The sequence below is a fragment of the Agrobacterium sp. SOY23 genome (assembly GCF_027212525.1).
In the GTDB taxonomy this organism is placed as follows: domain Bacteria; phylum Pseudomonadota; class Alphaproteobacteria; order Rhizobiales; family Rhizobiaceae; genus Agrobacterium; species Agrobacterium tumefaciens_I.
Window position 1 is genome coordinate 82,684 of record NZ_JAPWDT010000012.1, and the last position, 25,309, is coordinate 107,992.

Annotated in this window: 16 protein-coding genes, 3 pseudogenes and 1 other annotated feature; of the genes and pseudogenes, 9 read left to right on the top strand and 10 right to left on the bottom strand. The window is 54.7% G+C overall.

From position 1 onward, the window contains the following. Positions 1-6: 6 nt before the first annotated feature. On the bottom strand, positions 7-1,512 hold the full coding sequence (locus O3S81_RS25025; protein ID WP_269347527.1) for an argonaute/piwi family protein: 1,506 nt from the start codon (positions 1,510-1,512) through the stop codon (positions 7-9). Further along, entirely contained in the window at positions 1,509-2,906 is a 1,398-nt protein-coding gene (locus O3S81_RS25030) for a toll/interleukin-1 receptor domain-containing protein (RefSeq protein ID WP_269347528.1), read from the bottom strand. The genes O3S81_RS25025 and O3S81_RS25030 overlap by 4 nt, the downstream gene beginning before the upstream one ends. A gap of 191 nt (positions 2,907-3,097) precedes the next feature. Here O3S81_RS25030 and O3S81_RS25035 point away from each other — a divergent pair, with 191 nt between their 5' ends. The 5 genes from O3S81_RS25035 to O3S81_RS25055 all read left to right on the top strand — a co-directional run bounded on the left by O3S81_RS25035 (position 3,098) and on the right by O3S81_RS25055 (position 8,786). After that, the gene (locus tag O3S81_RS25035) at positions 3,098-3,757 is read left to right on the top strand and encodes a TIR domain-containing protein (protein ID WP_269347529.1); all 660 of its coding nucleotides are present in this window, start codon (positions 3,098-3,100) and stop codon (positions 3,755-3,757) included. Positions 3,758-3,951: 194 nt separating this feature from the next. Next, positions 3,952-5,388 (top strand): SIR2 family protein, encoded by a 1,437-nt coding sequence (locus O3S81_RS25040; protein WP_269347530.1) that lies wholly within the window; start codon positions 3,952-3,954, stop codon positions 5,386-5,388. Between the two features lie 34 nt (positions 5,389-5,422). Beyond that, positions 5,423-5,989 carry a toll/interleukin-1 receptor domain-containing protein gene (locus tag O3S81_RS25045; RefSeq protein WP_269347532.1) on the top strand — a complete coding sequence of 189 codons (567 nt, stop codon included), beginning with the start codon at positions 5,423-5,425 and terminating at the stop codon, positions 5,987-5,989. A 1-nt stretch (position 5,990) separates the two neighbouring features. Beyond that, positions 5,991-8,171: a KGGVGR-motif variant AAA ATPase gene (locus O3S81_RS25050; RefSeq protein WP_269347533.1), complete on the top strand. Its 2,181-nt coding sequence runs from the start codon at positions 5,991-5,993 to the stop codon at positions 8,169-8,171. A 39-nt stretch (positions 8,172-8,210) separates the two neighbouring features. Then, positions 8,211-8,786: a toll/interleukin-1 receptor domain-containing protein gene (locus tag O3S81_RS25055; RefSeq protein WP_269347534.1), complete on the top strand. Its 576-nt coding sequence runs from the start codon at positions 8,211-8,213 to the stop codon at positions 8,784-8,786. A 55-nt stretch (positions 8,787-8,841) separates the two neighbouring features. Here O3S81_RS25055 and O3S81_RS25060 read toward each other — a convergent pair whose 3' ends face one another. The 7 genes and pseudogenes from O3S81_RS25060 to O3S81_RS25090 form a co-directional block, all read right to left on the bottom strand. Next, positions 8,842-9,984: an RHE_PE00001 family protein gene (locus O3S81_RS25060; protein ID WP_269347535.1), complete on the bottom strand. Its 1,143-nt coding sequence runs from the start codon at positions 9,982-9,984 to the stop codon at positions 8,842-8,844. A 607-nt stretch (positions 9,985-10,591) separates the two neighbouring features. Then, positions 10,592-11,001, bottom strand: a pseudogene (locus O3S81_RS26675) (IS3 family transposase); the annotation flags it as partial. Beyond that, positions 10,718-10,834: a sequence feature (AL1L pseudoknot), on the bottom strand. (Overlaps the previous pseudogene by 117 nt.) Positions 11,002-12,501: 1,500 nt before the next feature. Then, positions 12,502-13,797, bottom strand: coding sequence for a plasmid replication protein RepC (repC, locus tag O3S81_RS25070; RefSeq protein WP_269347536.1), 1,296 nt, complete (start codon positions 13,795-13,797; stop codon positions 12,502-12,504). Positions 13,798-13,952: 155 nt separating this feature from the next. Next, positions 13,953-14,945, bottom strand: a complete 993-nt coding sequence (gene repB, locus O3S81_RS25075; protein WP_269347537.1) for a plasmid partitioning protein RepB — start codon at positions 14,943-14,945, stop codon at positions 13,953-13,955. Continuing rightward, the gene (repA, locus tag O3S81_RS25080; protein ID WP_111794403.1) at positions 14,942-16,120 is read right to left on the bottom strand and encodes a plasmid partitioning protein RepA; all 1,179 of its coding nucleotides are present in this window, start codon (positions 16,118-16,120) and stop codon (positions 14,942-14,944) included. Before repA ends, repB begins: the two co-directional genes overlap by 4 nt. 938 nt (positions 16,121-17,058) lie before the next feature. Then, positions 17,059-17,349 carry a hypothetical protein gene (locus tag O3S81_RS25085; protein WP_269347538.1) on the bottom strand — a complete coding sequence of 97 codons (291 nt, stop codon included), beginning with the start codon at positions 17,347-17,349 and terminating at the stop codon, positions 17,059-17,061. 28 nt (positions 17,350-17,377) lie between these two features. Continuing rightward, positions 17,378-17,508: pseudogene (locus O3S81_RS25090) on the bottom strand (transposase); the annotation flags it as partial. A gap of 299 nt (positions 17,509-17,807) precedes the next feature. Between O3S81_RS25090 and O3S81_RS25095 the strand changes: the two are divergent. Further along, positions 17,808-17,945, top strand: a pseudogene (locus tag O3S81_RS25095) (IS3 family transposase); the annotation flags it as partial. Between the two features lie 167 nt (positions 17,946-18,112). Here the strand turns inward: O3S81_RS25095 and traA are convergent. Continuing rightward, positions 18,113-21,868, bottom strand: a complete 3,756-nt coding sequence (traA, locus tag O3S81_RS25100) for a Ti-type conjugative transfer relaxase TraA (protein ID WP_269347549.1) — start codon at positions 21,866-21,868, stop codon at positions 18,113-18,115. 354 nt (positions 21,869-22,222) lie between these two features. Between traA and O3S81_RS25105 the strand changes: the two genes are divergently transcribed. From O3S81_RS25105 to O3S81_RS25115, 3 genes are all read left to right on the top strand, one after another. After that, a complete protein-coding gene (locus O3S81_RS25105) occupies positions 22,223-23,149 on the top strand; it encodes a nucleotidyltransferase and HEPN domain-containing protein (RefSeq protein ID WP_269347539.1) in 927 nt (308 codons plus the stop codon). Positions 23,150-23,333: 184 nt separating this feature from the next. Further along, positions 23,334-23,642 (top strand): mobilization protein, encoded by a 309-nt coding sequence (locus O3S81_RS25110; protein ID WP_269347540.1) that lies wholly within the window; start codon positions 23,334-23,336, stop codon positions 23,640-23,642. Continuing rightward, on the top strand, positions 23,639-25,303 hold the full coding sequence (locus O3S81_RS25115) for a type IV secretory system conjugative DNA transfer family protein (RefSeq protein WP_269347541.1): 1,665 nt from the start codon (positions 23,639-23,641) through the stop codon (positions 25,301-25,303). The genes O3S81_RS25110 and O3S81_RS25115 overlap by 4 nt, the downstream gene beginning before the upstream one ends. Positions 25,304-25,309 lie beyond the last annotated feature (6 nt).

A 25,309-nucleotide genomic window follows, 5' to 3' on the forward strand; every position in this document is an offset into this window, starting at 1 on the left:
AGAAACCTAGATGTAGGCTTTGAAGGGTAAAGGCGGCGTGTCCTCCAAAGGCGCGGCCGTTAGAATCTCGCCTACGAGATCGGCAAAGCGCAGCGTAACTGGCAGCCCATCGCCGAATGTGGCGCTATTGAAATTTAGCTTGGTCAAAGACATCAAGTCCGCCAGAACAGTTCGGATTTCGGCATCACCTTTGACAATGTCTACCGTAAGCGGATTTGGGACCTCCCGTCCCGGATACGTATTCAATCTCGGGACAAAGCCTGTCGTCCAAAGGTAAGCGCTTCGGTTGCTAGTAATAATAGCAGTGCCACGAAGAACCGGATTTTTTCCGAATCGAAAAAGCTTTATCTCGGTTTGTCGTCGAATTCTTATACCAGTAAGACGTGTTCCCTCGGGAACGGCTTGGCTAAAACCAGACCACTCATCATCATCAAACCAAGTCTTGCCGTGGATAAACAGTTCCAACGGTGCCTTGCCATGCATTTCGGTATAAGCGCCCACTATCATCTTCATGAGGTCAAAGGCTTTCGCGCTGCCGAGGTGAAACGAATTATCAGCCTCGGAAAACCAAGGACCGACCGCACCCTTAAACACAACTCCTTCTCCGGTGTTCAAGAACATCTGGGCGCCACAGCAGGCGTTTTCAGTCCGCCCCGGAATGTTCATTTTCTTGAACACCAGGCCAATGTAGCAAACGCCTTCTCGAACATCGGCGACCTTCCACGGCGTGCCACCAGCTTTGTAGAACGAGGTGGTCGAGAGATTCCAAGCCACCGACGCAGGATCCTGAAGCCGCCGCTTTGTATCGCCGAGATCCCCTCCCGCTAAGGTCGTTTCGCGAACGACTTGGAGGATTTGTCTCGTATCGAGCAGCCTTGCCTTCAACTGATTGTGAAAGTTCTCCTCATACTTATAGATCTCCGTGTCTTTAAGGTCTTCTTCAAACAGCCAACCGCCAGTGAGCATTCTGTTTGCTTGGCGCTTTCCAATCGCACGAGACTGGACTTGCTCGCTTTTTGGGACTTTAGATTGTGGTCGGCCGTATTTGAAAACGATTTCCGGCACGATGACGAACCAAAGCGCTGGGCGTTCCTCCTCCTGCAGCAAATGACGCCGCAGAGCGTCCTCGTACACACTCACCGCTGAATGGATACCCTCACTGCGGTCGCTCGATCGAATGCGGTTAAGGAGCACCTCCGCCGCAATCGTGCAGGTCACGAACGGTTGTTCTGGCCAGTCGATTCCGAACGTGGCCTGAAAACCTGGCCACATCATTTTGTTTTCTGGTCTTCCCGCCTCCGGTGCGCCGATATTGCTTCTGATCGACCGCACCCATCCCTTGAAAAGTTCGATTCCTGCGGGTGTTCCAATAACCCCGACGTCCATTCGTGCTGGGTTGCGGTTCGACGCGGGTGGACCGTAAAGAAACAGACCATCTTTGGGATGTTGAGTCCTTTGCCCATGCCCAAACGCTAGATTGGGTTCTTCGATGTGCACGACTTCCCATTTCATTCTTCGTCGCCCTCTCCGTTCAGGCTGTCCGCATCAAGGTCTTCGACATCATCATCGGGCTCTTCCTGCGGCGGGTCGGGCTCGTCATAGAGAAGAAGATCGGTCGGCATCCGACGCGCCAGATCGATGGAGAAGAGAACACGATCAAGCGAGAATGCTTCCACAGCTCCAAGCTCAATCTCGATCGTGGGTTTATCGTCGGCGAGAAATGCTGTGAATGCCTCCTGAAGCCCTCTCCATTGCGGGTTCCACCAGTTTTTACAAAAGCGCTTCCTCATTGCAGAAGTTCGCTTGGGATCGGTGATCGGCGTGAGCCCGTCTTCAGACCAACAGATATAAGGTTTGAAACGAACCAGGGGGTCTTCACCGATCGTCACATTCACCTTCATGGCCAGATGCCAGAAGACGCCCATCTTTTCACTTCGTCCAACCACCGCTTTCCAAGTGCGCTTTCCTTGGGCAAGTTGATAGAAAACCTTGTTGCTCGGCAGCAAATCCTTTGGAAAAAAGTAAGCAGCTTGTTTGCCGGAGAACTCTCGCAAACCGCGCGAGGACAAGTGCCGTTCGATGTTCGCGCGGAGCATGGCCGTTGCCATGTTTCTCGCATCTGCCTTTTTAGGTCGCGTTGCTCCCTTGTCCGTTCCGTCGATGAATTCCTCGAACCCATAGGACGAATGTTCGCTCAGCCTAAAGTGTTCTGGCAATCTTTCCTGAAGAGAAACGATGTCGGAGAAGGTGATGACGAGCCTATAGAACTGGGTGCAGGGCACGTCAGTCTTTCTGAGAGCAGCCGAAAACTTGTCTTGGTCTCCCTGAAACGAAAAGACATTCACAGTCCTAGGCAGTTTGACGATCTGTACGAGGTTGGTAAGGGCGGGCTCGCTTGCCACCTCAACGAGGTTTGATGCGGATTCTGATATCCTCCGCCAGTCTTCGAAAAGGGTGCTGTCAGCAGACGCATCCTTCGTGACGCCCATCTTTTCAAGCGAGCGTATCAGATCTAGGTAGCCTTCTCCCCAATTGCTTGAAAAGTCGATGTGATGGAGTTGGTGAAGCTGAGCTGGAAATTCGTCTAGAGTAACGTCATCCAGCCTTATCGGGATAATGAAACGGCTATCCTTGAGGGTTCTGCCGCGTGAGTCGGCGATGGAAAGCTCATTGCGGAAACCCCTTCTGTCTGATGCAACGCTTGCCTTTGAGACCACGCTGATGAATTTTACGCTATGCTCCCTTATCGCCACCTCTATGTCTGCCCAGAAAGGGCTCCCACCCGCAGAATCAATCAGCTCTGCCCAGACCTTGTAGCCCGCGCCCGTCAGGCGAGCGCTGAGCCATCTGACGAAATCATTGTCTTCAGGTTTGGCGTGACTAATGAAGATTGTTTGCAAAGACATTGAAAGTTCCGCGATTCTACTTCCTCAATATGTGCATCGACCAATATTGCTATCAAGCACGGCGGCACGTTATACACGCATGGTTGCACAGATCAGCCATGCTATGCCGCTTGCGACGCCAAAAGTACCTAGCTCAGGCACCTGATTGATTGATTAAGCACCCGTAGGAATTCAGCGGAGGACCACAGAGTGTGACGTTTGGGCTCGGCGGCTACCAACAACAGAAGAAGAGGCGCGTCTTTTTCTCTTTCCACTACAAAGATATTATGAGGGTCAACAACGTGCGGAATTCGGGCGAGTTCGCTCGATCCTCAGGTGATGCTGGCCGCAATATCGAGGGTTACTATGACGCCAGCTTGTGGGAATCACGTAAGCTGGACGGCGATGACTCGTTGAAGCGCCTCATCCGCGACGGCGTGAAGAATACGTCAGCGGTTTGCGTATTGGTGGGGTCGCAAACATGGCATCGGCGCTGGGTACGCTACGAGATAGCCCGCAGTGTGGTGGATGGGAAAGGTCTTCTCGCAGTCCACATCAACAGCATCAATCACCATGAGCGAAGACTCCCCGACGACAGGGGCGATAATCCCTGCCGGTACTTAGGAATTGCCGCAGCCGAGAGCGGGCAATACTACCTGTGTGAGCGGTTTAATCACAACGGCACCTGGAGCTGGCGATGGTATCCAGATTACACCCAGCCAGTGAATCTTCCCCAATATTTCCACTCCGCTCCAAACAGGGGAGCGCCCGTACGCCTGTCGGAGATGACACGCGAGTATGACTGGAGTCAGAACGGGTTCAAAAACATCGGGAGTTGGATCGACATGGCAGCGTCAGCAGCGGGGCTCTAACGCCCGTCACCAAGCATCGTTGCCTCGCAATAGCAGGCCCAATAGGAAGTTGCGCAGGACTATATCCCGTAAGGAAGTTTTAGTTCCGCCGCTCGCAATGAATCTGATAGAGAATTGAGGAAGCGCGACGGTCCGGGACGGCCGCCTTGCAGACGTCAATACACGCTGTGGTTTTCTTGGAAAAGAAAAACGTTATGAAACTTAAGGTCAAGCAGTTCGTCGAACGTTACCTGAAGGAAATTGTGGAGGGTAACGCTGCGGTGTTCGCAGGAGCGGGTCTATCGGCTCCGGCCGGTTTCGTAGATTGGCGAGAGCTCCTTCGCCCGATCGCGGAAGAGCTCGACCTAGATGCCGATATTGAAACCGATTTTGTTGCTCTCGCACAGTTCCACCGCAATAAGCATCACGGAAACAAGGGGCAGCAAAACCAGCTTCTCATTGAACGGTTTGGTGTTCCGAAAGACCCGACTGTTAATCATAACACCCTCGCCCGACTGCCGATCGCGACTTATTGGACGACAAACTACGATGACTTGATCGAAAAATCCCTTTCAGCGCAGGGTAAGACACCCGACGTAAAATATACAGAGGCCCATCTTGCCCTGACGCGACGGGGGCGGGATGCGGTCGTTTATAAAATGCATGGTGATGTCTCAAATCCTCAGGATGCCGTCCTGGCAAAAGATGACTACGAGCGCTATCATCTAAAACGCGCAGCCTTTGTGACCGCCCTGTCAGGTGATCTTGTTTCGCAAACGTTCCTGTTCCTTGGGTTCAGTTTTACCGATCCAAACCTCGATTATATACTGAGCAGAGTTCGTCTCAACCTCGAGGACAGTCAGCGGAAGCACTACTGCTTTTTCAAAAAGCGCACAAAATTACCAGGGGAGACGGACGAGGCCTTTAAAAATGCCGTTGTCCGGCAGGAACTGGTAATCGCGGACCTTCTTCGCTTCAACATTGAAGCCGTATTGGTCGACGAGTACGCGGAGATTGATGAGGCCCTTCAATTGCTTCACCGACTCTATCGAAGCAAGTCGGTGTTCGTTTCTGGAAGCGCCGATACTTTTGATCCGTGGGGGCGGACCAAGGTCGACGCGTTCGGTCGAATTCTAGGCTCGGAATTGGTAAAGCAAGGATATCGAGTGGTGACCGGCCTTGGTATAGGCGTTGGGGATGCGTTGCTCAGCGGCGTCGTTGACCAGGTTTATCGGGCCTCCAGCAACCAACTTGACGACGCTGTGCTGGTTCGCCCGTTTCCGCAGCAGATTGCCGAGGGTGATCGGGAAGCCGTATGGAAAAGGTATCGCGAGGAGCTCATCGGTGAGGCAGGAATTGCGATATTCCTTCTTGGCAACAAAAACGAGAACGGCGCCAATATCATCGCTGATGGAATGAAGCAGGAGTTCGAGATCGCGGCAAGAGAAAAGCTTATGGTGATTGCCATGGGTACATCTGGCTATGCTGCCAAAGAGATATTCGACGAAGTTGCCGCAGCCCCGGATACGTTTATGTCCGATTTGTCGGCGGAGGCCAAAGCCGCGGTACTGCGGCTCGGGGAGCTCAACGCCGAGCCGCACGTAATGGTCTCGGAGATAGTGGAAGCAATCGCTACTGCGTTAAAAAAGTGATGGGGTGGGAGTGGCATACCAATGGGACGTTTTCTTGAGTTATCCGCGCACGCCGTACGTGGAGCCATGGCTGGATAATCACTTTTTTCCGCTGTTGCGCGACCATCTCGATGCGCTCTTGCCAGACGAACCGCGGATTTTTCTAGATCGCGCCCAACCAGTCGGTGTTGCTTGGCCAGACAATATCAAGACGGCTCTTAAGCATAGCAGGATAATGGTTGCCGTCTGGACACCGCCCTATTTTCGTTCTCACTGGTGCATTGCAGAATGGGAGAGCATGCTCGCGCGTGAGCAGCGGTATGCTCGTCCTGGCACCGTAAATCAGTCAAGCCTCATCTACCCCATCAAATATTCGGATGGACAAAATTTCGATGAACGCGCCCAAGCTATACAGGTGAAGGACCTCAGCAACTTTGGCTACCCGCTGCCAAATTTTCGCGAAGCCATCGCGTACATTGATTTCTACAACGCCATTCGTGATGTCGCAGAGGATATTCAAGCCCGTCTCGCAGCAGCGCCTGAGTGGGAACCCGATTTCCCCCTTGTAGACGTTGAGCCAATTGTTCAAAAGGGCCCAAGAGTGCGGTTGCCGAGGATATGAGATGAGAGGAACCGTAGTCACATTCTATTCCTATAAAGGCGGGGTTGGGCGTTCTTTCGCGCTCGCGAATATCGCAGCATTGCTTGGTCGATGGGGATTTCGCGTCCTTTGTGTCGACTGGGATCTGGAAGCCCCAGGCCTCGAAGATTTCTTCAAACCCTACAGACGTGACGATCGCTTTCTCGAAGAAAACGGCCTTGTTGAGCTGTTGCTGGATTTTCATAAGAGAGCCCAGGTTCCTTTGCTGTGGCGTGACCTCGTCTTGTCCCTTGATGTTCGCCAACTTCCCGGTGTCGATCTCATCAAATCCGGTCTAGCTGACGACGGCTATACTCGCCGACTGCAACAACTCAACTGGGACAGGCTTTACAAGAAAGGCTTAGGAGACGCGCTCGAAACGATGTTCGATGAAATCAGGGAAACCTACGATTTTGTCCTCATCGACTCGAGAACCGGTGTGACCGATTTTTCAGGCATCGTGACAGCGCAGCTACCTGACATTCTGGCGTTCTTGTTTACAGCAAACGAGCAGAGCATCGGCGGTGCGACGAGGGTAGCAAGACGCGCGGCAACGATTAGGAACGACATTGCGCTCGACCGTTCTCCGTTGTTGACGCTGCCTATTCCGGCGCGGTTCGAAGCGCAGGTCGAGCATCGAATATCGCAAGAATGGCGAGAAAGATTCGTCGTCGAACTGAAAGAGTTCTATTCGGGTTGGGCCAGCCAGGATGCAAAGCTCGAAAAGCTGATCCCAGCTACGACGATTCCATACGTCCCCTTTTGGAGCTTTGGTGAAAAGCTCTCTGTCGTCGAAGATGCAATTGGCGATCAGTCAAGTATCAATTTCGCGATGGAAAACCTGGCCGCGCTTCTCGCGCACAATCTGAGCAAGACACATCTCCTCGTTGGGTCACGCGATGAATTCGTCGGGGCAGCTCGAAGAATTGGTCGTGATCCCGAGAAAAGCTCGGTGTTCATAAGCTTCTCATCTGGACATCGAGCCATCGGGGAGAAGCTCGCTTCAGAGCTGAGCCGCAATGGTATTGACGTCAGAATTCCCGATCATGTCATTGCGGGACAGGACTGGGCTCGATCCGTTTCGGATGAATTGGAAAATGTCGATCACTTCGTTCTGCTATTTGGCGAGGGCGATGATCGAAACCGTGCAGTGGAAACTGACGTTCGCATGTTTCTCCGGCAATCTGCCTCTGATGACAGACCACGTCTCCTTATGCCGTTTATATTGCAAGATGCAGATACGGAGCGCCTCCCGTCTTACCTTCAGCATTTGAAAACTTACGGCCTTGCTAAGGACGACGTTGACGCTGCCGCACGACAAGTGCTGAAACTGATACGTCCTCATGAGGTGGCCGCGACCAGTGAACAGACGAGCATTCGTGTGCGTATTTCCAGCGATGGGAATCGTCCCATCGACGGTGCGATGATTTCGGCGATAGCGGAAAACGGCACGACAATCGATGCAGTAAGTGACAGCGAAGGACGAGCGATACTGCCGGTCGTGAACTCGCGGACTTATCGAGTGCTTGTCGCGCACCCCCGTTACTGCCCCAAAATATTGACGAACCTGAATACACCAGAACAGCTGGAAGTCCGCCTGGAAAAGCGAGGCGATGTCGGCTCAATCATCATTCAGTCTACAGGTCATATCGAAGGGCTGAGCGGGCGGCTAAATCCCATTCTCGATACAAGCGGACGAACCTACTTGTATGCAGAGAATATTGCGATCGATGGCGGAAAGCGTCAGCCTACCACTTTCTCTGTCGATGAACCCTTCGTTCTAGAGGATGCTTATGGGCACGTTTTTCGCTCGATTGTCCGCTTCATTGAAGGCCGGACCGCCTTGATCGAATATGAGCAGGTTGCATCACAGCTGGAAAAACTCGTGTCACTTCGAAATAGGATCGACCGTGCTATCGGGATTCTGGCAGACCAAGCAGTTAAGAATGGGGACCTCAAGATAGCCGGCAGGAAGCCGCCACCACGCCAACTGGCGGACATTGTCGTTCGCTCTGATCCAAGCCTATCACCGTCGTATGGCATGCTCGTCGAATTCTGGGCCGTCGCAAACTCAGCGATCCACGGACAGGATGTTACCGTTACGAAAATTAATGAAGCACTTGATCTTGGCAAAAAGGCACTTCAAATCCTCAGGTCAAATTAATCGGAGTTTGGTCCGATGATCGTGGCGGAGTAATTTGAATTGCCTACGTATGTTACGGAAGCTCAAGTCCGTGCAAAAATTACCGGAGTTGACCAACAGGCAGCACGCCTATTTCTTGCCTTTCATAACGCTCTTACAGCATTTCGTGACGAGTTTGATATTTTCCTATCTCACTCAATCAAAGACGCGAGCTTAATTCTCGGCGTAAAGCGATTGCTCGAAGAGGCCGGGAAGTCGGTTTACATCGACTGGATCGATGATCGGGACCTGGAGCGAGAACATGTCAGCGGTGAAACCGCGCGCAAATTGCGAATACGGATGGGCCAATGCTCGACGCTCATCTACGCTTATTCACAAAGTTCGCAACGCTCGCGGTGGATGCCATGGGAATTGGGTTATTTCGATGGGGTGAACGGCAATGTCGCAATACTGCCAATCATCCCAGACCAAGGCGAACTCGATTTCCAAAAAGAAGAGTATCTCCAACTCTATCCGAAGATCGACCTCGTAGGAACTAGCCTTTTCGTCAATCAGTCTCAGAAAACCGAGAGAGCTCCCTTTAAGTCTTTTGACGATTGGCGTAAGGGGTGCGACAAGATGAGACTTGGAGAATAGTCGACGATGATGACTAGCTCGCCGCTGGTCAGCGAGCGTCAGCCTCTTTAGCTCTCTACAATATTCCCCACGCCCGAAACCTCCCCCTCCCCGTCATCTCTCTGAGGCCCAGTTCCAAAACAATCCGCCGCGCCGCCTGCGGCGTCACCTCGAGCGTGTTTGCGATCACGCCGGCCGACACCAATGGCTTTGCCATCACCAGATCAACCAGCTCCGGTAGTTTTGACGACGTCCGCCGTCCCTCCAGTTTCCGGTCCATCATCGTTTTCGCCAACGTCAGCCGGTCATGTTCCTTCATGCCGATCTCGGCGGCCGCAAGCAAACCGTGCGAGATGGCGAGCAGTCGGGTTTCCCGATCGCGATGCCGGCGCCGATCGACGGGGATGGTCTTGAGGCCAACATTGATGGCGGCGAGATGGGCACCGGTCGTGATGCCGGCCTGGCGCAGGATGGAGGCGGTAAACAGTCGGCCGATCCAGGGCGCGTGCTGCAGGACCGAAATCTCGTTCCAGGCATCGAGGGCGACGATCGCCTGCAGCACTGCCGGCAAGTGTTGGGCCTGGCGCAGCGCGCCACGCCATTCGTCGAGCCGGGCATCCTCGTCCCAGTCGAGATCATAGATCATCGGATCCTTTTCCGATGTCCGGCTGCCGCCGGCGTGGCCGGGCCGTGTCGCGTCCTCGATCGCGGCCGACGATCGGGCCAGCGTCGCATCGATGGCAGCAAGGTCGACGCCGGGAAGCCCCTCGGCTTCATCGTTTTCTTTCCCCTCCCCTTCCGCATCGACGGCGACCGCGGGCCGTATGACGCCGGTTGGCTCCGCGGCCTCGGTCGCGCCGGTGGAAGTGATTTCCGAGGTCTGTCGCAAAGTTCGGATACCCTCTGACGACAGCGCCCAATCTGACGACTGCGCGGCAATGCGCCGGCGGGTGCGCAACACATCGCGGGAAATGGTGAGTTCATGGGTGGGGGTGCGAATATCGCGGGTGGCGTCATGGAGGACGAGATCTTCGAGATGCACAAGTTCGCCGTCGATCCACAGCGAGGCGCAGGCATCGGCGAAATTTTGGCGTTCGAGGAAGCCTGATCCGACCGGCGACCGGGCGATGCGCTCGTCGAGACGGGTGAGCGCGACACCGGCGTCGAAAGCCGGCCGCATCAGGGGTGTCATGCTGATTTTCGCGAGATCGTAAGCCATTGATTTTATGGTAAACGATTTCCTAAACGAACTCTATATCAATATTACCATTCCTCACATGGTATGATTGCCGGTTGGCGTTCTAACCATCGATAAGTATCCCTGATCGGAAGTGAGCCATCTCGTCGTACCTTGCCATTGTCGGCCGCCCTAGATGAGCGGAAATGCTTATACTTCCGGTCTTCAGGTATATTTCGGCGAGGATCGGTGGAATAGCTGCGGCTGCGATCTCTCCCCTTTGGCGGCGCGTCTTACCCCTCCCCTCCCCCGAACTCCTTATTTCCAGCCATTTCCGCCGCAGATGGCCACCAGAGTGCATTTCACGCAGGATATATCCTGACGCCGATTCGCAGTCGCACTTCGAGTCTGACGAGGCTGTATTTGAGCCATAAAACACGCTTGCAACTGGTCGTTTATCGCGGCATTGCTTATATATCTGAACCGCACCGGGTTTGCCAGAAGCCATCTCGTTAAGTTGTGCTGTCAAGGCCGTTACGTCCAGAATGGCGTAGTAGCGTTCTTCAGCCTCCGCTGGCGGTGTGCTGCCGATGGGCTCCAGAAGGCGACAGTTGTTGAACCAGTCAACCCATTCGCGAATGATGCCGCTGCCCTGCAGCCCCATTGCCCTCATAACCCGAGCAACAGTGGAGCGGGCGATGTCATAGCCTTCTAGCTGCAACTGCCGCCAGGCCTTGCGCACGTCATAGACCTTGAAGTTCTCGTAGTAGGTTGACAGGGCAATCGGCAAAAGCCTGCGGATCGGCTCGACACCGAACGCACCGCGATGTTCGTCGACGAACGAGATTATCGTTTGAAGGGGCGGTCGAGATCCGCCCGGGCGAAATAGACCGACACGTTGCGCAATATCTCGTTGGCTTGAGGAAGCTCGTGGTTCTTACGCTCCAAAGCCTTCATCTTCTCGGCCACATCACTCGGCAAGCTCGCTCGTTTGCCGCTGTCGATCTCGGTCTTCTTCACCCATTCATGCAGCATGGCTGGCGAGCAGCCGCATCTTGACCGCCGCCAGTTTCGCTTTGCTGAACCTGATTTTGACTGTCTTTCCGAGAACTGAACTGCCCTTCGGATGGCCGCTTTACCTTTAGCAACTCTGACCAACGAAGTCCCGACAATCAATCCAATGTTAATTCCCCTCGACCGAGTCGAGACCGCAATTTCCGTACCACGAAATTGCGTATCCTGCCAAACTTGATCCTAAGAATCGATCAAGTATTTCTCGACTTCCGGCCGATTTTGGAACTTGCTGGGTTCACGACCAAGCAGAAGTAGCGGTTTCTGTGATGAACCAAAATAAGCAAGGAGGGTACGTTTCAACAGCTTTCACATACAATATTGTTGTATGGTTTTTATGCGCTGTGTTGTGAAGCGTTTACACCGTGTAAGAGAATAGTAGCCTACCAATGTGTGCGAATATGGCATGATCATCCGTTGGCTTGATATCTAATTAATATGCTTGAGTGTGCAGCGACGATGGGCCCTAGATCTAGTGCCAGGATAGGTGGCAAAGTTTGTCTGAACAGCTCTGGCGTTTTGTTAAGTGATTTCCGCCTGATTATGCTGACACTATCATCGGCGCCAGTGCGTTAATATAGGCCCTATACGTCGTGTGCCGGCCAAGCAATGAATGTGGCGTCGCCGGAGGGACGGAACACCCACGGACCGAGGTTCGGAGACTCCAATATTCCATGGCACCCTCGGTCTGGTGGAGAAGAGGTCTGCCGCTCCGCCGTCTCTCATAGCCAAAAACGCCTGCCGCGCCCTCAAGGAGCTGGTCATTCCACTGTTTGATCTCGTCGGCATACACGTTGGACTGCTCGGATAATTCCACTTATTCGGGCTGTGTAGATTTCCGTACCGAGCTCTGTGGAGTCACATCTGGATATCCCTTAGTGAATATGGGAATATCTCAGAAGGAGTATCCTATATGGCAAAGGGATGTTTCTGCAGCAGGATGGCTTGCCAAGCATAGGTGTAGCGATTTTCCTCGCAACAGTCCCGCCGCCACTCGGCGGCGCCAATGAGTAGGCAGAACTAAAATCTGTATCAAAGGTTCCCCCCCAGACGCTGAATCGATTACTCATGCAGCGCCCTTCGTGCGGGGCGCCAGCATTGAATAGACCTCGCTTGCGAACTCCTCGGCATTTGCGATGATTTTCTCGACACAGGGTACCTTTGTCGAATCCAGCTGATGAACCGCTACCCGTTCCAGAAAATGGTGCCACAGGCCTCGGGGTACGGAATTGGGTTTGTAACATCTGCACGCCTTCGTCCTTAGCAAACTGTCTGAGCTCGGAGCTCTGCTTGTCGCTACATCGCTATTGACCTGCGCATTTTCGGTAGACCAATTGAAAGGTTCCCCGCGGGGAATCGATATTGATCGGTTTGAAAAATTCGTACGCAAGCCCGCTCACTATGGCAACCGCAAACGCAACGGCGGCACAGTTAAGAGGTCAGCCTCTGCACACAGACGTACGCATTTCTTTGCTTCACCGGTAGGTTTCATCCAAGTGAGTTGAACCTATCATGCGGGTTAGCAACAAAAGTTCCCCGCGGGGAACCGCCCTTTCCCTCGTGATGGAAATCCTCACTTGGGCGAGCCATCCTCTTTTGGTAGTGAGAACCATTTGCCCTCAACAAGGCCATCAGCATTGGGCCAAGCGAAAATTCGCCGCGTTTAGCCTTGGCCGTGAGATCTCTAAGATATCCGCCGGGGCAATTTATGGTTTCGACTTTTTGCAGAATACAGGCCACCACAGCCCCTACGTTTTCTATACCCATCACCGCACATGCTGTCTGATAGGCCGATGGTGTTATCCCAAGTACTGCTACTACGGTCGAAGCGGCAATGGTTAGATCCCGCCAGCTTGTGATTGATCCCTGTGGCCCATAATCCAATATGTTCGGGCATGCCTTCAGCACCATTTCTAAGGGATATGCTTTTATGGGCCTGACATCGTTCGGGGTTAAATGATCCTCTGATTTTTCTAGCGGCGCTTCAAATTCAATATAAGATTCAGTTTTTGTATTCTGTATGTGGCGACGGATTTCGCTAGCATTGGTGACGGTTTTTTCGGAAATAACCTGAACTTTCAGCTTGTTAAGCACATCCGTGCGAAGCTGCTCAAGGTTGTTCAGGACGATTGTGATGAGTGCGGGTTTTTTTGCGCGACTTATAGTGCTCACTATTTCATTGTACCGGCTCTGAACTGCAACCCAATCGCCGGCCACGCCTTCATCGATAGCTGTAGAAATGAGCAAGCGTATATCGCGCCTGCAAAGGGTAATCCGCTCTTTAAGTGCTTTGATCCTCTGGGTAGTTGCCGCAACCTCCGCAGCGGTCAGCGCAAATTCTTCCGCACGGACGAGTAGGGGAGAGAGGTCAAAACCGTAGGCAGTTTCGATATCTCCGGAATGGTTCTTCCGCGCGTAACGTTTGCCGTTGGGGCTATCCTTACGGTGTATCAGGCCCTTGGTGACGAGGATTGCAAGATTTTCTCGCAAAGTCGTTCCGGCAATTCCGTTTGCTCGTGCGGCTAGCTGTTCATTCGAAGGGAAGACGATCAAGTTCGAGCCACCGGCCAACTCCGACGAGGGATGGAAAGACAGGAGAGCCCTGAGGACGGCAAGCGCTCGATCGCGCAGGCCTAAAGTGGAGCGGGCAGCACACACATCCCGGTAGATTTTCCATTTGTCTATAGCATGCCCAGCTGGGGCCTCGGAAAGTACCAGCTGGCTTTTTATCATGGCAAGCGGCACCGCCCGTCGCCCGAAAGGCGTCGTCACTTCAATATGCATCTTTTCACCTATCAATAGGCAAAAGAAATTCGATCACCAAAACGATGCCAAAGACTCTTGACTGAAATACGTGAAAATGCGATTCTCTGTCTTGCTTAAGGATGTGAGAAGGGCTTCCACGACGGAAACGTTTGGGGGCCTTTTTCTTTTGCGGGTTATCCCTCTTCGTTGGTTTTCTTTCGCATCAGGAATTCTTGATGCAATGAAGTTAGTCTTTCTCCGACAAAATCAACAAATTCGGACGGAACGACTTTCGAAAATGCCAATTTTACGCCGGATTTTGCATAAGTTATAGTTGCCAATGCCGGACCATCCAAAACGATCTCGTTCCTGATCGTTGGCTCCGCAGCGTGGGCAGATTTGCCTTTAAGCGCGGCCAGCGCGAGAGCAAAACGCTCCCCACCGGCGGCATCGCTTGTCTCAAGGGCTGATTTGATAATGTTGGCACCGTCCTTCCGCGCGATCCAGCACTTGTGAAATTCAATCCACCTGCGTCGCCCGATATCGGGGGAGCGTCCTACAAGCATCAGCGTTTCGCGAGGGATCGAGTCGGCGATTTGAAGCATTTCCGAGACATGTGACTTGCCCGTGGAGAGGGAGGCAGCAATTGTATCCCGCTTGTATCCTGCTCGTTCCTGAAGCAAGGCAAAGGCACATTTTTCAATGAAGGAAAGATCGTTGCGATTGGTATTTTCTTCGCCTTGGAAGATAATCGCCTGTTCGTCGGTTAGATCGCGTAATATTGCCCGAAACTTGATGCCAAGCTTCAGTGCAGCAGCCAATCGTCGACGGCCAAATACGATCTGATAGGGTTTTCCTCCAGTTTTTGAAGGACGGACAAGGCCAGGCACGATCTGGCCGCTTTCCTTCATCGAACGGGTGATTTCTTCAATTGCCGTATCATCGTAGGATCCCTCGAAGCGATCCTGCAAGGAGGAGGGGGCAACCTCATTGGGCTCAACTTCGATAATGCGGTCGCCTTCAGCCAGTAGCTTTTCGAGCGCTTCACCCTTCTCGTGGATCTGGCGAACGCCAGCCGCAACCTTCAGAAGGTGAGGTGAGGTGGTCTTTTGTGCCGCATTGGGACTTTGGCGATCTTGCTGTGCGAGGAGGTTGGTGAACAGCTCGCGGGAATTTTTTCTGCTCATTCGCGTCCCCATGCCATCCAGAGTAGCTTCTCAATTTCATTATTCGCGGCGTTCAAAGATTCCATCGCACGGTCATAAGTTTTCGGAGACGAAAATCGCGAGCGCTGAACTTCATAGAGGCTTTGTTTCCAAGTCAAGGCATCTGCCACAGCTGTGGACTTCATCACCATGTTCAACAATAGGTCCTCGCCAAAAACCTGGCGCATCAGCGCTGTCATATTCGCTTGCGGGTGGTCATTGGGTTCAAACTTGGTGACAAGGAATTTTGCAAAGTCCCAATGGGCCGCCGCTCCCATGTCACTCAGTATCTTCATGTAGGAACCGGCGAGTTCCAGAAACTTGCCCGTCGAATCGACATCCAGCATATGCGCCGGCACCGGGATCAAGACGCCGGTGGCTGCGGTCAGCGATGACAGGGTGAGGAAATTTAATGATGGGGCGGAATCGATCAGGATGACATCATAGTCCTCCGCCACCTGTTCCAAAGCCTGGGAAACCCTGAGCAGAAAACTGGTTCCGCCGTTCTTGCGCATTTCCAATGCGACAGCGGTTTCAAATTCCGTCAGTTCAAGGCCGGCACAGATGACGTCAAAGCCGGGAATATGAGTTTTATTAATCAGCTCAGCCGTGGGCCTTTGTTCCTCGAAGCGGATTGCTGCGTGCAAGGTGCCGTCCTGACGGGAATCAAAATTTGGCAAATTGCCATGCAAACTGGTCAGTGATGCTTGTGGATCGAGGTCTACGGCGAGCACACGATAGCCCTTTAGGGCAAGATAGTGTCCCAGATGGATGGTTGTGGAGGTTTTGCTCGAACCTCCTTTGAAGTTTGTCACTGCAATTATCTGACATTCTTCCCCGGAGACGCGCCGGGGGTTCATCCACTTCTTGCGCCCCTTTTCAGCCAGCATCAGTCTCAGTTCAAGAATCTGCTCCAGTGAATACATACGACGACCATTAACAGTGACCTCCGGTGCTGGGCCTTTCTCTTTAAGAACGATCTGGCGAATATAAGCTTCTGAGACATCCAGCAGCGCAGCGACTTCGGCCGACGAGAATTTTCGCATTTCCCGCCTTGCGTCTGGCGGATATTGGGCAAAAGTCAGATTTTGCAGCGCAAGATCAAGCTTGCTCGCGAAATTTTGCATAAAATCAAGGCTGCTTAGATGTCGATTCACGATTCTATCCTCATCCGTTTGGAGGAACTAAGCGCCAACAGTGTTAACGAATCCTTAATTCTCGCATTGTTTCGCAAAAAAACGATACTTCCTCTTTTTTGCGTAGTTACAGAGATACATCGATTCGCATTTCGTGACAAACAGCATCGCGTTTCATCTGTCATAATCGGGAATATCTCGGGTAGATGTGTAAGGACGGCAGAGGTCTGTCCAAAACCTCGGACGGCTCGGTTATTATGCCGAAAAAGGGGTGTCGAATGCCGATGACGACGAGTAAACGACAAGAATGTTGAAAGCTGGTAACTCCTCAATGGGAGTTATCGGCTGACCAAAAAAATCAGTTTGATTGCCTCCGCCGCGCGTACGGTATCAGAGAGCTACCCTATATCTCGACATACTGGACAAGCTACGCGGTTGGAGTTCAAGGACACGGCCTCCTTGGAAAAGAAGGTCAACCCGACGCGTTACCCACCGAGTACGGGGAGAACGTCCGCTCGCTGGAAATATCGGCAATCTGTTATTTTGCTCGGAGAGCTGGCCAATGCGTGCATATTAGCGATTGTGATAGCGATTCTACAAGTTCGGCAACCATTCATCACCGATAAACTCAAGCACTCTGATGCACCCAAGAGCTTGCCGTGGTATCTGACCAGGAGCGCCAGATTTTGGCGGTTATCTTGCGCGGGGCAAGAGACCTGCGGATAGGCAACATCCATATGTGGAGGTCGATCCCACCTTGCGGACATGTAGCCCCAGCGCAGCCATTGGACTGAACTTGTAGGTAATTGAAGGCGTGCGGCGTCCAGTTCCAGTGAAGCAGTTGCTCCAGCTTGTAGTCGGCGTGCCGGCGAGAATGTCAGCAAGCCATGCCTAGGGGACGATGTCGTTAGGCTTGGCGTTCATTATCAGCGTGGCGATGAAGATAGGCCGTACAAAAATCACAGGCCGCGTCCGCTTGAACGGTCACCACGGGTGAAGTCCCGTTCCGAACCGCCAACCATTGCTCTAAGCATCATTTCGCGACGAACTGGATCTTTTTCTTTCTGCAGATCCCGGTTTACCCGCGCGTCATCGGCTACGTCGGCAAATTCCTCTATTTTATCGAAAAGTTTTTCCCCGACTATTCCCTTGATTTTTTCTCCTAGCCTTTCTGCTTTGTCTGGATCGGCAGAGGCAACCCTTTCAATAACAGATCCGGCCTTCGCCAGCGCACGTTCGGCGAGCGTCATTATTTTACCCACTCGATTCTCCCTTATTCCTTGACCATTTCCGTAGGACATTCTCGTGAACATCCAGATCGCGGGCGCCTGCGCAACACTCACGCCGCGCTCATACACCAATTTAATCGCCTCAAGGTTGTATTCGCGGCTGAGCTTTCTTCGTTGCATTCCGTCACTCCAGTTTCATTGGGAACACTTTAACTCGGTGCCCATGAAACCGGCAGCAGCCCGTCTCTTATGCCTCTGGAGGAATCAATTGTTTGTCTGCGCCTGGTCCCCGCTTTGCAGAACTTATCTAACCGCCATCTTGCTGCCCACAAAGCCTTAAAAGGTTGCATTTGTAGGCAAAGGAATAAGACAAAATTAGAGGTGGCTCGGGAAATCTGGACAGTGGTATAAGTGGAATTTCTGCCTGACTTCGGCTTAGATGGCGGGAACAGGAGTTACCCGGATTGACGAACTGCATCTGGAATACCCCTTTGATCGAACAGTTCGTCGCCGAGGTGGATGCATATATTCGATGGTACAATGAGAAGCGTATCAACATATCGCTGGGATCGCTCAGCCCGGTCGAGTATCGTCAGAGCCTCGGCCTGAACTTATGAAGCAGTCCAACTTTTTATCCGCACCCCCGAAACGCAAACAGGTCAGAAACGGAATGCTCTCTCCGGTCGCGACGGGGCAGGTCCATCGCGGCGCCCAGAAAATTTGGAAACGCGGCGGACTTTGAAGGGGGACCGCTATCAAACACTGTTCTCGTCTTCTGCTCCTGCTATCTGCTTAATCCAGGCCCCCGAGACCGGGCAAGCTGCCGTTTCAGCGCGTGGTCATGGCTCAGCTCGGCGGAGCGTATACGATCCACCATGTGGGCGATCGTCCTGATCTGCTCGGCCTGTTTTGCGAGCTCCGGGCGTGCAGCGATCTCCTCAGCAATCCTGCGAGGATCGGAACTATCAAACCGCCGCGTGAGTGCTTCGGCTACCAGCTTGGCCTCATCGAGTGCGGCTCGGCCCTCAGGTGACGATCGCAGCTCTGTGATGAACTTGCTTCGCCTCTCGACCGGCATCTTCTCCATCTTCGCAAGGATCTCGGCGCTGCACGAGGTGAGGCCGGGCACTTCGACCCCATCGCGCTTTTCGCGTTGCCATTGTTCGCTCTGACGTTCTTCGCCAAGCCGACGCTCCCATGCCTCGGAGACATAGCCGATATGGGCCGACAGAGACCTGGCATATTGCAGCGCCTCTTTCCGTTCCCTGTTGTTTCCGAGCAGACCCGACTTGCCGCGCAGCTCCCCGAACCGCTCTGGCTGCCCGGCCATGGCGCTCGCCATGATGGTCCCGTTGCCTTCCTTCCCGGTCATCGCGGTGCGCAGTCTCGCGGCGACCTCGGCCGGGTCACGGAACACGTGCCGCGCCACAGACTCAACTGTATCGAATCTCTGATCGATAACGGACATCGCCCTTTGCCGGGCCACCTCTTCGATGCTGCATTCGTAGCAGGTAATCGCCGGCACCAGCGGAGCTGGCTTACCGCGTTCCAGAGGCGATTGCTGGCCGGCAGTTTCTGCGGGGGCAGGGACGGCGCCGTCTTGCGACATGAGATCGGACCACCGGATGCGGCGATATCCTTTATCGTCCTCTGTCCGGTCGTCCCGCCGTCCGTCATCAAGTTTCCGGGCAAACTCATTGCGACGATGCTGGCGGCGAACAGGGCCGGCCAGATCGCCGGCACGTTCCTCGTAAACCTGCTGACGCTCTGATGGCCGGTCCTGTTGCTCCCGCACCGGATGGGCCGCACGGGCCAAAACCTCTTGACGCTCTTTTTGGGCGGTAGCAAGGTCAATCTCGCTCCTGACCCCGAGCTGCTCCGCGATCCATGGGGCGCTTGCGATCCCGCGCCGCTCGGAAAAGTCCCTGATGTAGTCCAGCGTGGTTTCCTTCACGCCGGAACGCGACAGGCGGTTTTCTAACTGCTGGTAGGCCAGTTCATCCCCCTTGACGACGCGCCACGCATTGCGCTCGGCCTGCGTGCCGTCCGGAAGCGTAACAGGCGTCGCGCCTTCATGCTGCAGTCCGATCCTGTCCCCGATCTGCGGTGAGGCATCTCGCATGGCCCGCTTGAGATCAACGCCCCACACCGTGCGCCGCTCGCCCTTGTCATTTTCCAGCGTCACAAAATAGTTTTCGCGCGCCTGGCGGTTATGCTCGTAGGGCGCAACGCCGTGGTTAACCAGCCGGCCCGCATTGGCGAACTCCTTGATGTCGGCATAGAGCTGCACGCTGTCGCGATGCCTTGTCATGGCAACATAGGCCAGATGCCGGTCCATGGTGCCGGACGCCAGCACAAAGGCGCGATCGACCGTCGCGCCCTGGTTTTTATGGATCGTCGTCGCATAGCCGTGGTCGATCGCCTGGTAGCTGTCTGTTGGAATGCTGACACTGTCGCCGCCCCGGCCATCGAGCCGGGCGAGGATCTTGTTTGGCTCGACATGCTCGACGGTGCCAAGCATGCCGTTTTTTACAGCGAGGTCGCGGTTGTTTTCGAGGAAGATGATCCGGTCACCGGCGGCAAAGGCGCGTTTGCCGTTATTGGTCTGGAAGGTTAGTTCACGACCGTCCTCACCATTCCCACGGTCCGCACCGGCGCTCAGCCCGTGGCTGCGCTCCAGCCTTTGTCTGTTCTGAAGTTCGGAGCGGATGGCGGCATTGAGGGCACGTACATCGGCACGGCGATGCGCCATGGCAACCCGGGTGCCATCCGGATGCTCGGCACTGTCGGCGACATAATCACGCACGATCTTTGCCATTGCCGCGTCGCGGCTTTCCGCAAAGTGAATGTCGCCGTGGTCCCGGTAGGCGGCTAGGCCCTCGGCCGTCTTGTGGGTCGCAAAGGCAACCGATGCCTGTCTCTGCCAGTCATGGCGCTGGCGGCGAATGTCGGAAAGTTCGACATGGCCAATCTGCCCGGCAATCGCCCTGAAGGGTGCACCGGCCCCGATCGCCTGCAGCTGCTCATGGTCGCCAACAAGAACGATCTTTGCACCGCGCTCTTCAGCCTCGCCGATGAAGCGGGCGAGCTGGCGGCTCCCGACCATGCCGGCCTCGTCGATGACGAACACGTCACTGCTGCCGATCATGCCCCGGTCGTGGTTCCAACTATAAGACCATGACGCAAGGGTGCGACTCTGGATGCCAGAACTTTCTTCAAGACCCTCGGCCGCCTTTCCGGCCAGCGCCGCACCATGAACCTGATAGCCTTGAGCCTCCCACGCCTTGCGCGCGGCTGCCAGCATGGTGGACTTTCCCGCACCAGCGAACCCGACCACAGCGGCGATGCCTTCGGGGCCCGTAACATGTTTGATCGCATGACGCTGTTCGTCCGACAATCCCGCTGACGGATCGCTCGCAGCAAACGTTCCGCCGGAGCTTTTCCGGATTGAGCGATCCTGCCTCTCCATTGCACGCTCGACATGGCGAGGATCGACCCCGTGGCAATGCGCCTGATGCAACCGCTCCGCCGATCGCGCCATGCGCAGTTCCAGATCGATCATGTCCCGCGTCGAATAGCGCGCATTGGAGACGTCGCCTGTCTCAGGATCGATGCGCTCAGCCTGAAGCTCGACAAGCGCTGGCGACGCCATGACAGCCGCAAAGGCGTTCCGGAACATTTGCGCGTCATCGTTGATGTAGCGGTGCAAGGTTTTGGCAATATCGTGCCGATCGAACACGCTCTTCTCATTGCTGACCAGCGATAAAACCTGTTCCGGTTTTTGACGGATCAGTTCGGCATTTTGCCGTGCTGCCTCGTCATCCAGCCGGCCACGCTCGACTGCCATTCCTTGCCGTTCCATCTGCGACGCATGCACGCCCATATGCCCGGTGGGCGACAATTCGAGGCCGCGCTCCGCATGCGAGCGATGATCGATGCGGATATCCAGACCTTCACGTTGAAGCGCACGGTTGGCGATGCCTTCCCAAGCCTGCCTGATGTTTTGAAGCTGCATGTCGGTTGTCGCCATACCGTTTGCCAACAGCCTTGCGTTCTTGTGCTCAAGACGGGTCTTCTCGCCAAGGCCACGTTCGCCAACCTCTCGCGTCGTCATCAGCACATGCGCATGGCAGTTCCTGATATCACCGTGTTCACCTGGCGAATGGACGGCAAAATCCACGGCCGCGCCATAGCGGTTCGCCAGATCCCGGGCAAAGGCGCGTGCAGCCTCCAGTCGCCCCTCTGACGAAAGCTCATGCGGAAGCGCGATTTCGAATTCGCGGGCAACGCGGGCATCCTTGCGCTTTTCTGCAAACTCGGCAGCGTTCCACAAAGCCGAACGATCCAAAGCCCAGTCGGCAGAAAGACCTTCCGGCAGTACGATCTCTACATGCTCCACACCCTCCTTCCGGGTGAAGTCATGCACAAGGCCATCGCGATGATTGGTGAGGAGAACCGCACAACGGTAGGCGGCAGATGCCACAGCGCTGCGGCCGGATGACCGCGAGACAGGTTTGGTGCTGAGATGATAAATCGCCAAACGAAATCTCCGGTCCTCAACGGGGAAATTCAGCGCTCCACTGCGCCGCAAGTCGTAAGTGCGCCCTTGTCTGTTTACCGGTGGCGACGCTAGCAACAACGAATGGGCATTTCGACTACTAAAAGTAGTAGTCGCCAATCGGCCATTGCTCGTGTTTGAATAGGGAAACAAACGCATCAATCCGGGGAGGGTGATAGGCGCAGGCTGATCGCACGACGGACAAGGGAGCGGGCGCAGGCAACGCGCAGTGGATAGTCCGGCAAGACAGGCAATCGATTGGTGGCTGCCAAAAATCGGAGTTTCAAAGAAGTTTACAATGGCCCATACAGGATACCGTCCAGAAGCGGAGCAGACATGAAGACCAGCCTTGAACATTTGCCGGAACGAAAGCAACGCGAGCTCGCACGCGTCGTCGGAATTATCCAGGAAGAGTTTGCTGATCTGGTGGAGCGTTCGAAGTCCGATGCCAAGAAGGACGGACGGATCTATAAAATCATCCTGTTCGGTTCCTACGCTCGGGGCACATGGGTTGATGAGCCGCATACGTCGAAAGGCTATCGATCGGATTTCGATATCCTCGTCATCGTCAGCAACAAGGAACTGGCCGACCCCAAATACTGGGACAAGGCGACCGACCGGCTGATGTGGGACAAGGAGATCGAGACGCCAGTGAGCCTCATTGTCCATGGCGCTCGCGAAATCAGCAATTTCTTGCAGGAAGGGCAATACTTCTTCAACGATATCCGACGTGATGGCATTGCGCTTTATGAGCTTGATGACCGAGAACTTGCCGAGCCCAAAAGCCTTACGGCGCAACAGGCATATGAGGTTGCCAAAAAGCATTTTTCGGCTCGCTCTCGCACTGCTGAATTCTTCGTCAAGCACGTCCTGTACGGGCTTAAAGATGGAGATTGGAAAGAGACAGCTTTCATGCTGCACCAATCCATAGAGCAGGCCTATTCCACGCTGCTTTTGACCCTGACCAACTACAGCCCTGCGAGCCATAATCTGAAGTTTTTGCGTGGACTGGCTGAAGGGCAGGATATCCGCCTTGCCGAGGCTTGGCCGCGGGATCACCATCGGTTTCAGTCGTGGTTCAATACGCTAAACGAAGCCTATGTGAAGGCTCGCTACTCCGACCATTACGAAATCACCGAGGAGGCTCTGACCTGGCTGACTGCCAGAACGTCCATCCTCTACGATCTCGTCAACACGGTTTGCCGCGAGCACATCGAAAAGCTCAAACAGGCCGCGGGACAAGCGGCAGATTCCAGCGACTGAGATTCACCGCTGGCACAACAACCCTGAGCGCAGGTAGCAGCCACCGCAGCGTCGTGAACCACAGGGTCCAACCTGCTCTTTCAATCGCTCTGTCGATCTCCTCATAGAAACTGGTCTGTCTTCCAGGGCAAAGCCGCGGTCAACAGCGGCAGCTCCGGTGCGACCGCAATCGAAAGGAATAATCGTGGCAAGGAAAACCATCGAACAGCGCCTGGCCGAACTGGAGGCGCAACGTTCCGCACTCAAGGCGCGTCTCTCGAAAACCGAGCGCAACAACGATATGCGCCGCAAGGTCCTGATCGGCTCGCTCGTTCTGCATCACCTCGAAACCTCGGATGATCAGGATTTTAAGCAGCAACTCGGTGACTGGCTGCGCCGCGAACTGCCGGGCTTTCTGAAACGCGACAATGACAAGGCGCTGTTTGACGATCTGATCGGACCAGGACAGCCGGGCACAGGAGAGGGTGGTGACAGCGGGCAGGGTGCTCCATGAACCGGTTGCGACTTGCCCGGGACGCATTCAAAAACATGATGCGAGCCGCCGCGCGGGATCCGCTTTGGGCATCTCTGGCTTTGATCACCATGCCCTTCCGGATCTGGAAACGGCTCCTCGGATTTATGTTCATCCTGTTCAACGTCACGTTTGTGATCGGCATGGGTGGCCGTCATTTCCTGGAGCAAACGGGTTTCGGTCGTGGCTCGCTTGTCTACATCATCCCCGATTTCGTCACCCTGCTGGCGCTCGCCGCGATCACCTTCCGGTTCATCACCAGTGCGCTGATTTTGCATTTCGGGGATAGTGACGATGAGACCCATGGCTCCGCCCGCTTTGCCACAGACAAGGAAACAGCCGCTCTTACCTCATCCGGTTCCGGCCTGTTGATTGGTCGTGATACGAAAACGGCCAAGCCTCTGCGCTATGATGGCTCGGCCCATCTCCTCACAATGGCACCGACCCGTACCGGCAAGGGTGTGGGCACGATCATCCCGAACCTGCTGACCGCCGACCGTTCCGTGATCTGCGTCGATCCAAAAGGCGAAAATGCCAGGATCACCGGCCGTGCGCGCCAGAAATTCGGCCCGGTTCATGTGCTCGATCCTTTCGGGGTCACCGGCAGACCCTCGTCAGCCTTCAATCCCCTGGCCATGCTTGATCCCCAAAACCTCGATGTCGCGGAAGACGCCAGTACCCTTGCCGACGCTCTCGTGTTCGACGAACCGGGAATGGCGGGAGAGGCGCATTGGAACGAGGAGGCAAAAGCGCTGATTGCCGGATTGCTGCTCGAGATCGTTGCAGCGGAGCCTTTGAGACGCAGGCACCTCGCAACACTTCGCGACTATCTCACCCTTGCTCCGGAACAGTTTGCAGCACTGCTCAAGCGTATGCAGGACAGCGATGCGGCAGGCGGTCTTGTGGCGCGTGCCGCAAACCGCCATCTCGGAAAATCCGACCGCGAAGCCGCAGGCGTTCTCTCCGCAGCCCAGCGCCATACGCATTTTCTCGATTCACCGCGCATGACGGTCGTCCTCAGTCGCTCAGATTTCCGGTTTGCCGATCTCAAGCACAACAACGTAACGGTGTTCCTCGTCCTTCCGCCTGATCGCCTTTCGACCTATTCGCGCTGGCTGCGTCTGCTTGTCTCACAAAGCCTGCTTGAGATGGCCCGCGATCCGACAAAGCCAACGACATCGGTTCTTTATCTTCTCGATGAGTTCGCATCCCTTGGGCATCTGGCTCCTGTCGAACGCGCGATGGGTCTGATGGCGGGCTATGGTGTCCAGCTTTGGCCCATCCTCCAGGACATCCATCAGCTGCGTGCCACATACGGCCACCGCGCCGGAACCTTCCTGTCAAACGCCGGCGTGCTGCAGGTCTTCGGCGTCAACGATCATGACAGCGCCCGCCTCATCTCTGATTTGCTCGGACAGGAAACGGTCGTGTTCCAGACCATGGCCAGAGCGCTCGATTCTGATAAGACCGGGATCTCCTATAGCCAACAACATACCGGCCGACCGCTACTCACCCCTGATGAGGTGCGCAATCTGCCGGCGAACGGACAACTTCTATTTCTGGCCGGGCAACGACCAATTTTTGCTGAGAAGCTTGCCTATTTTGCTGATCCGGAGTTCAGGGAGATGTTCGATCCAGTTTGACGGGAA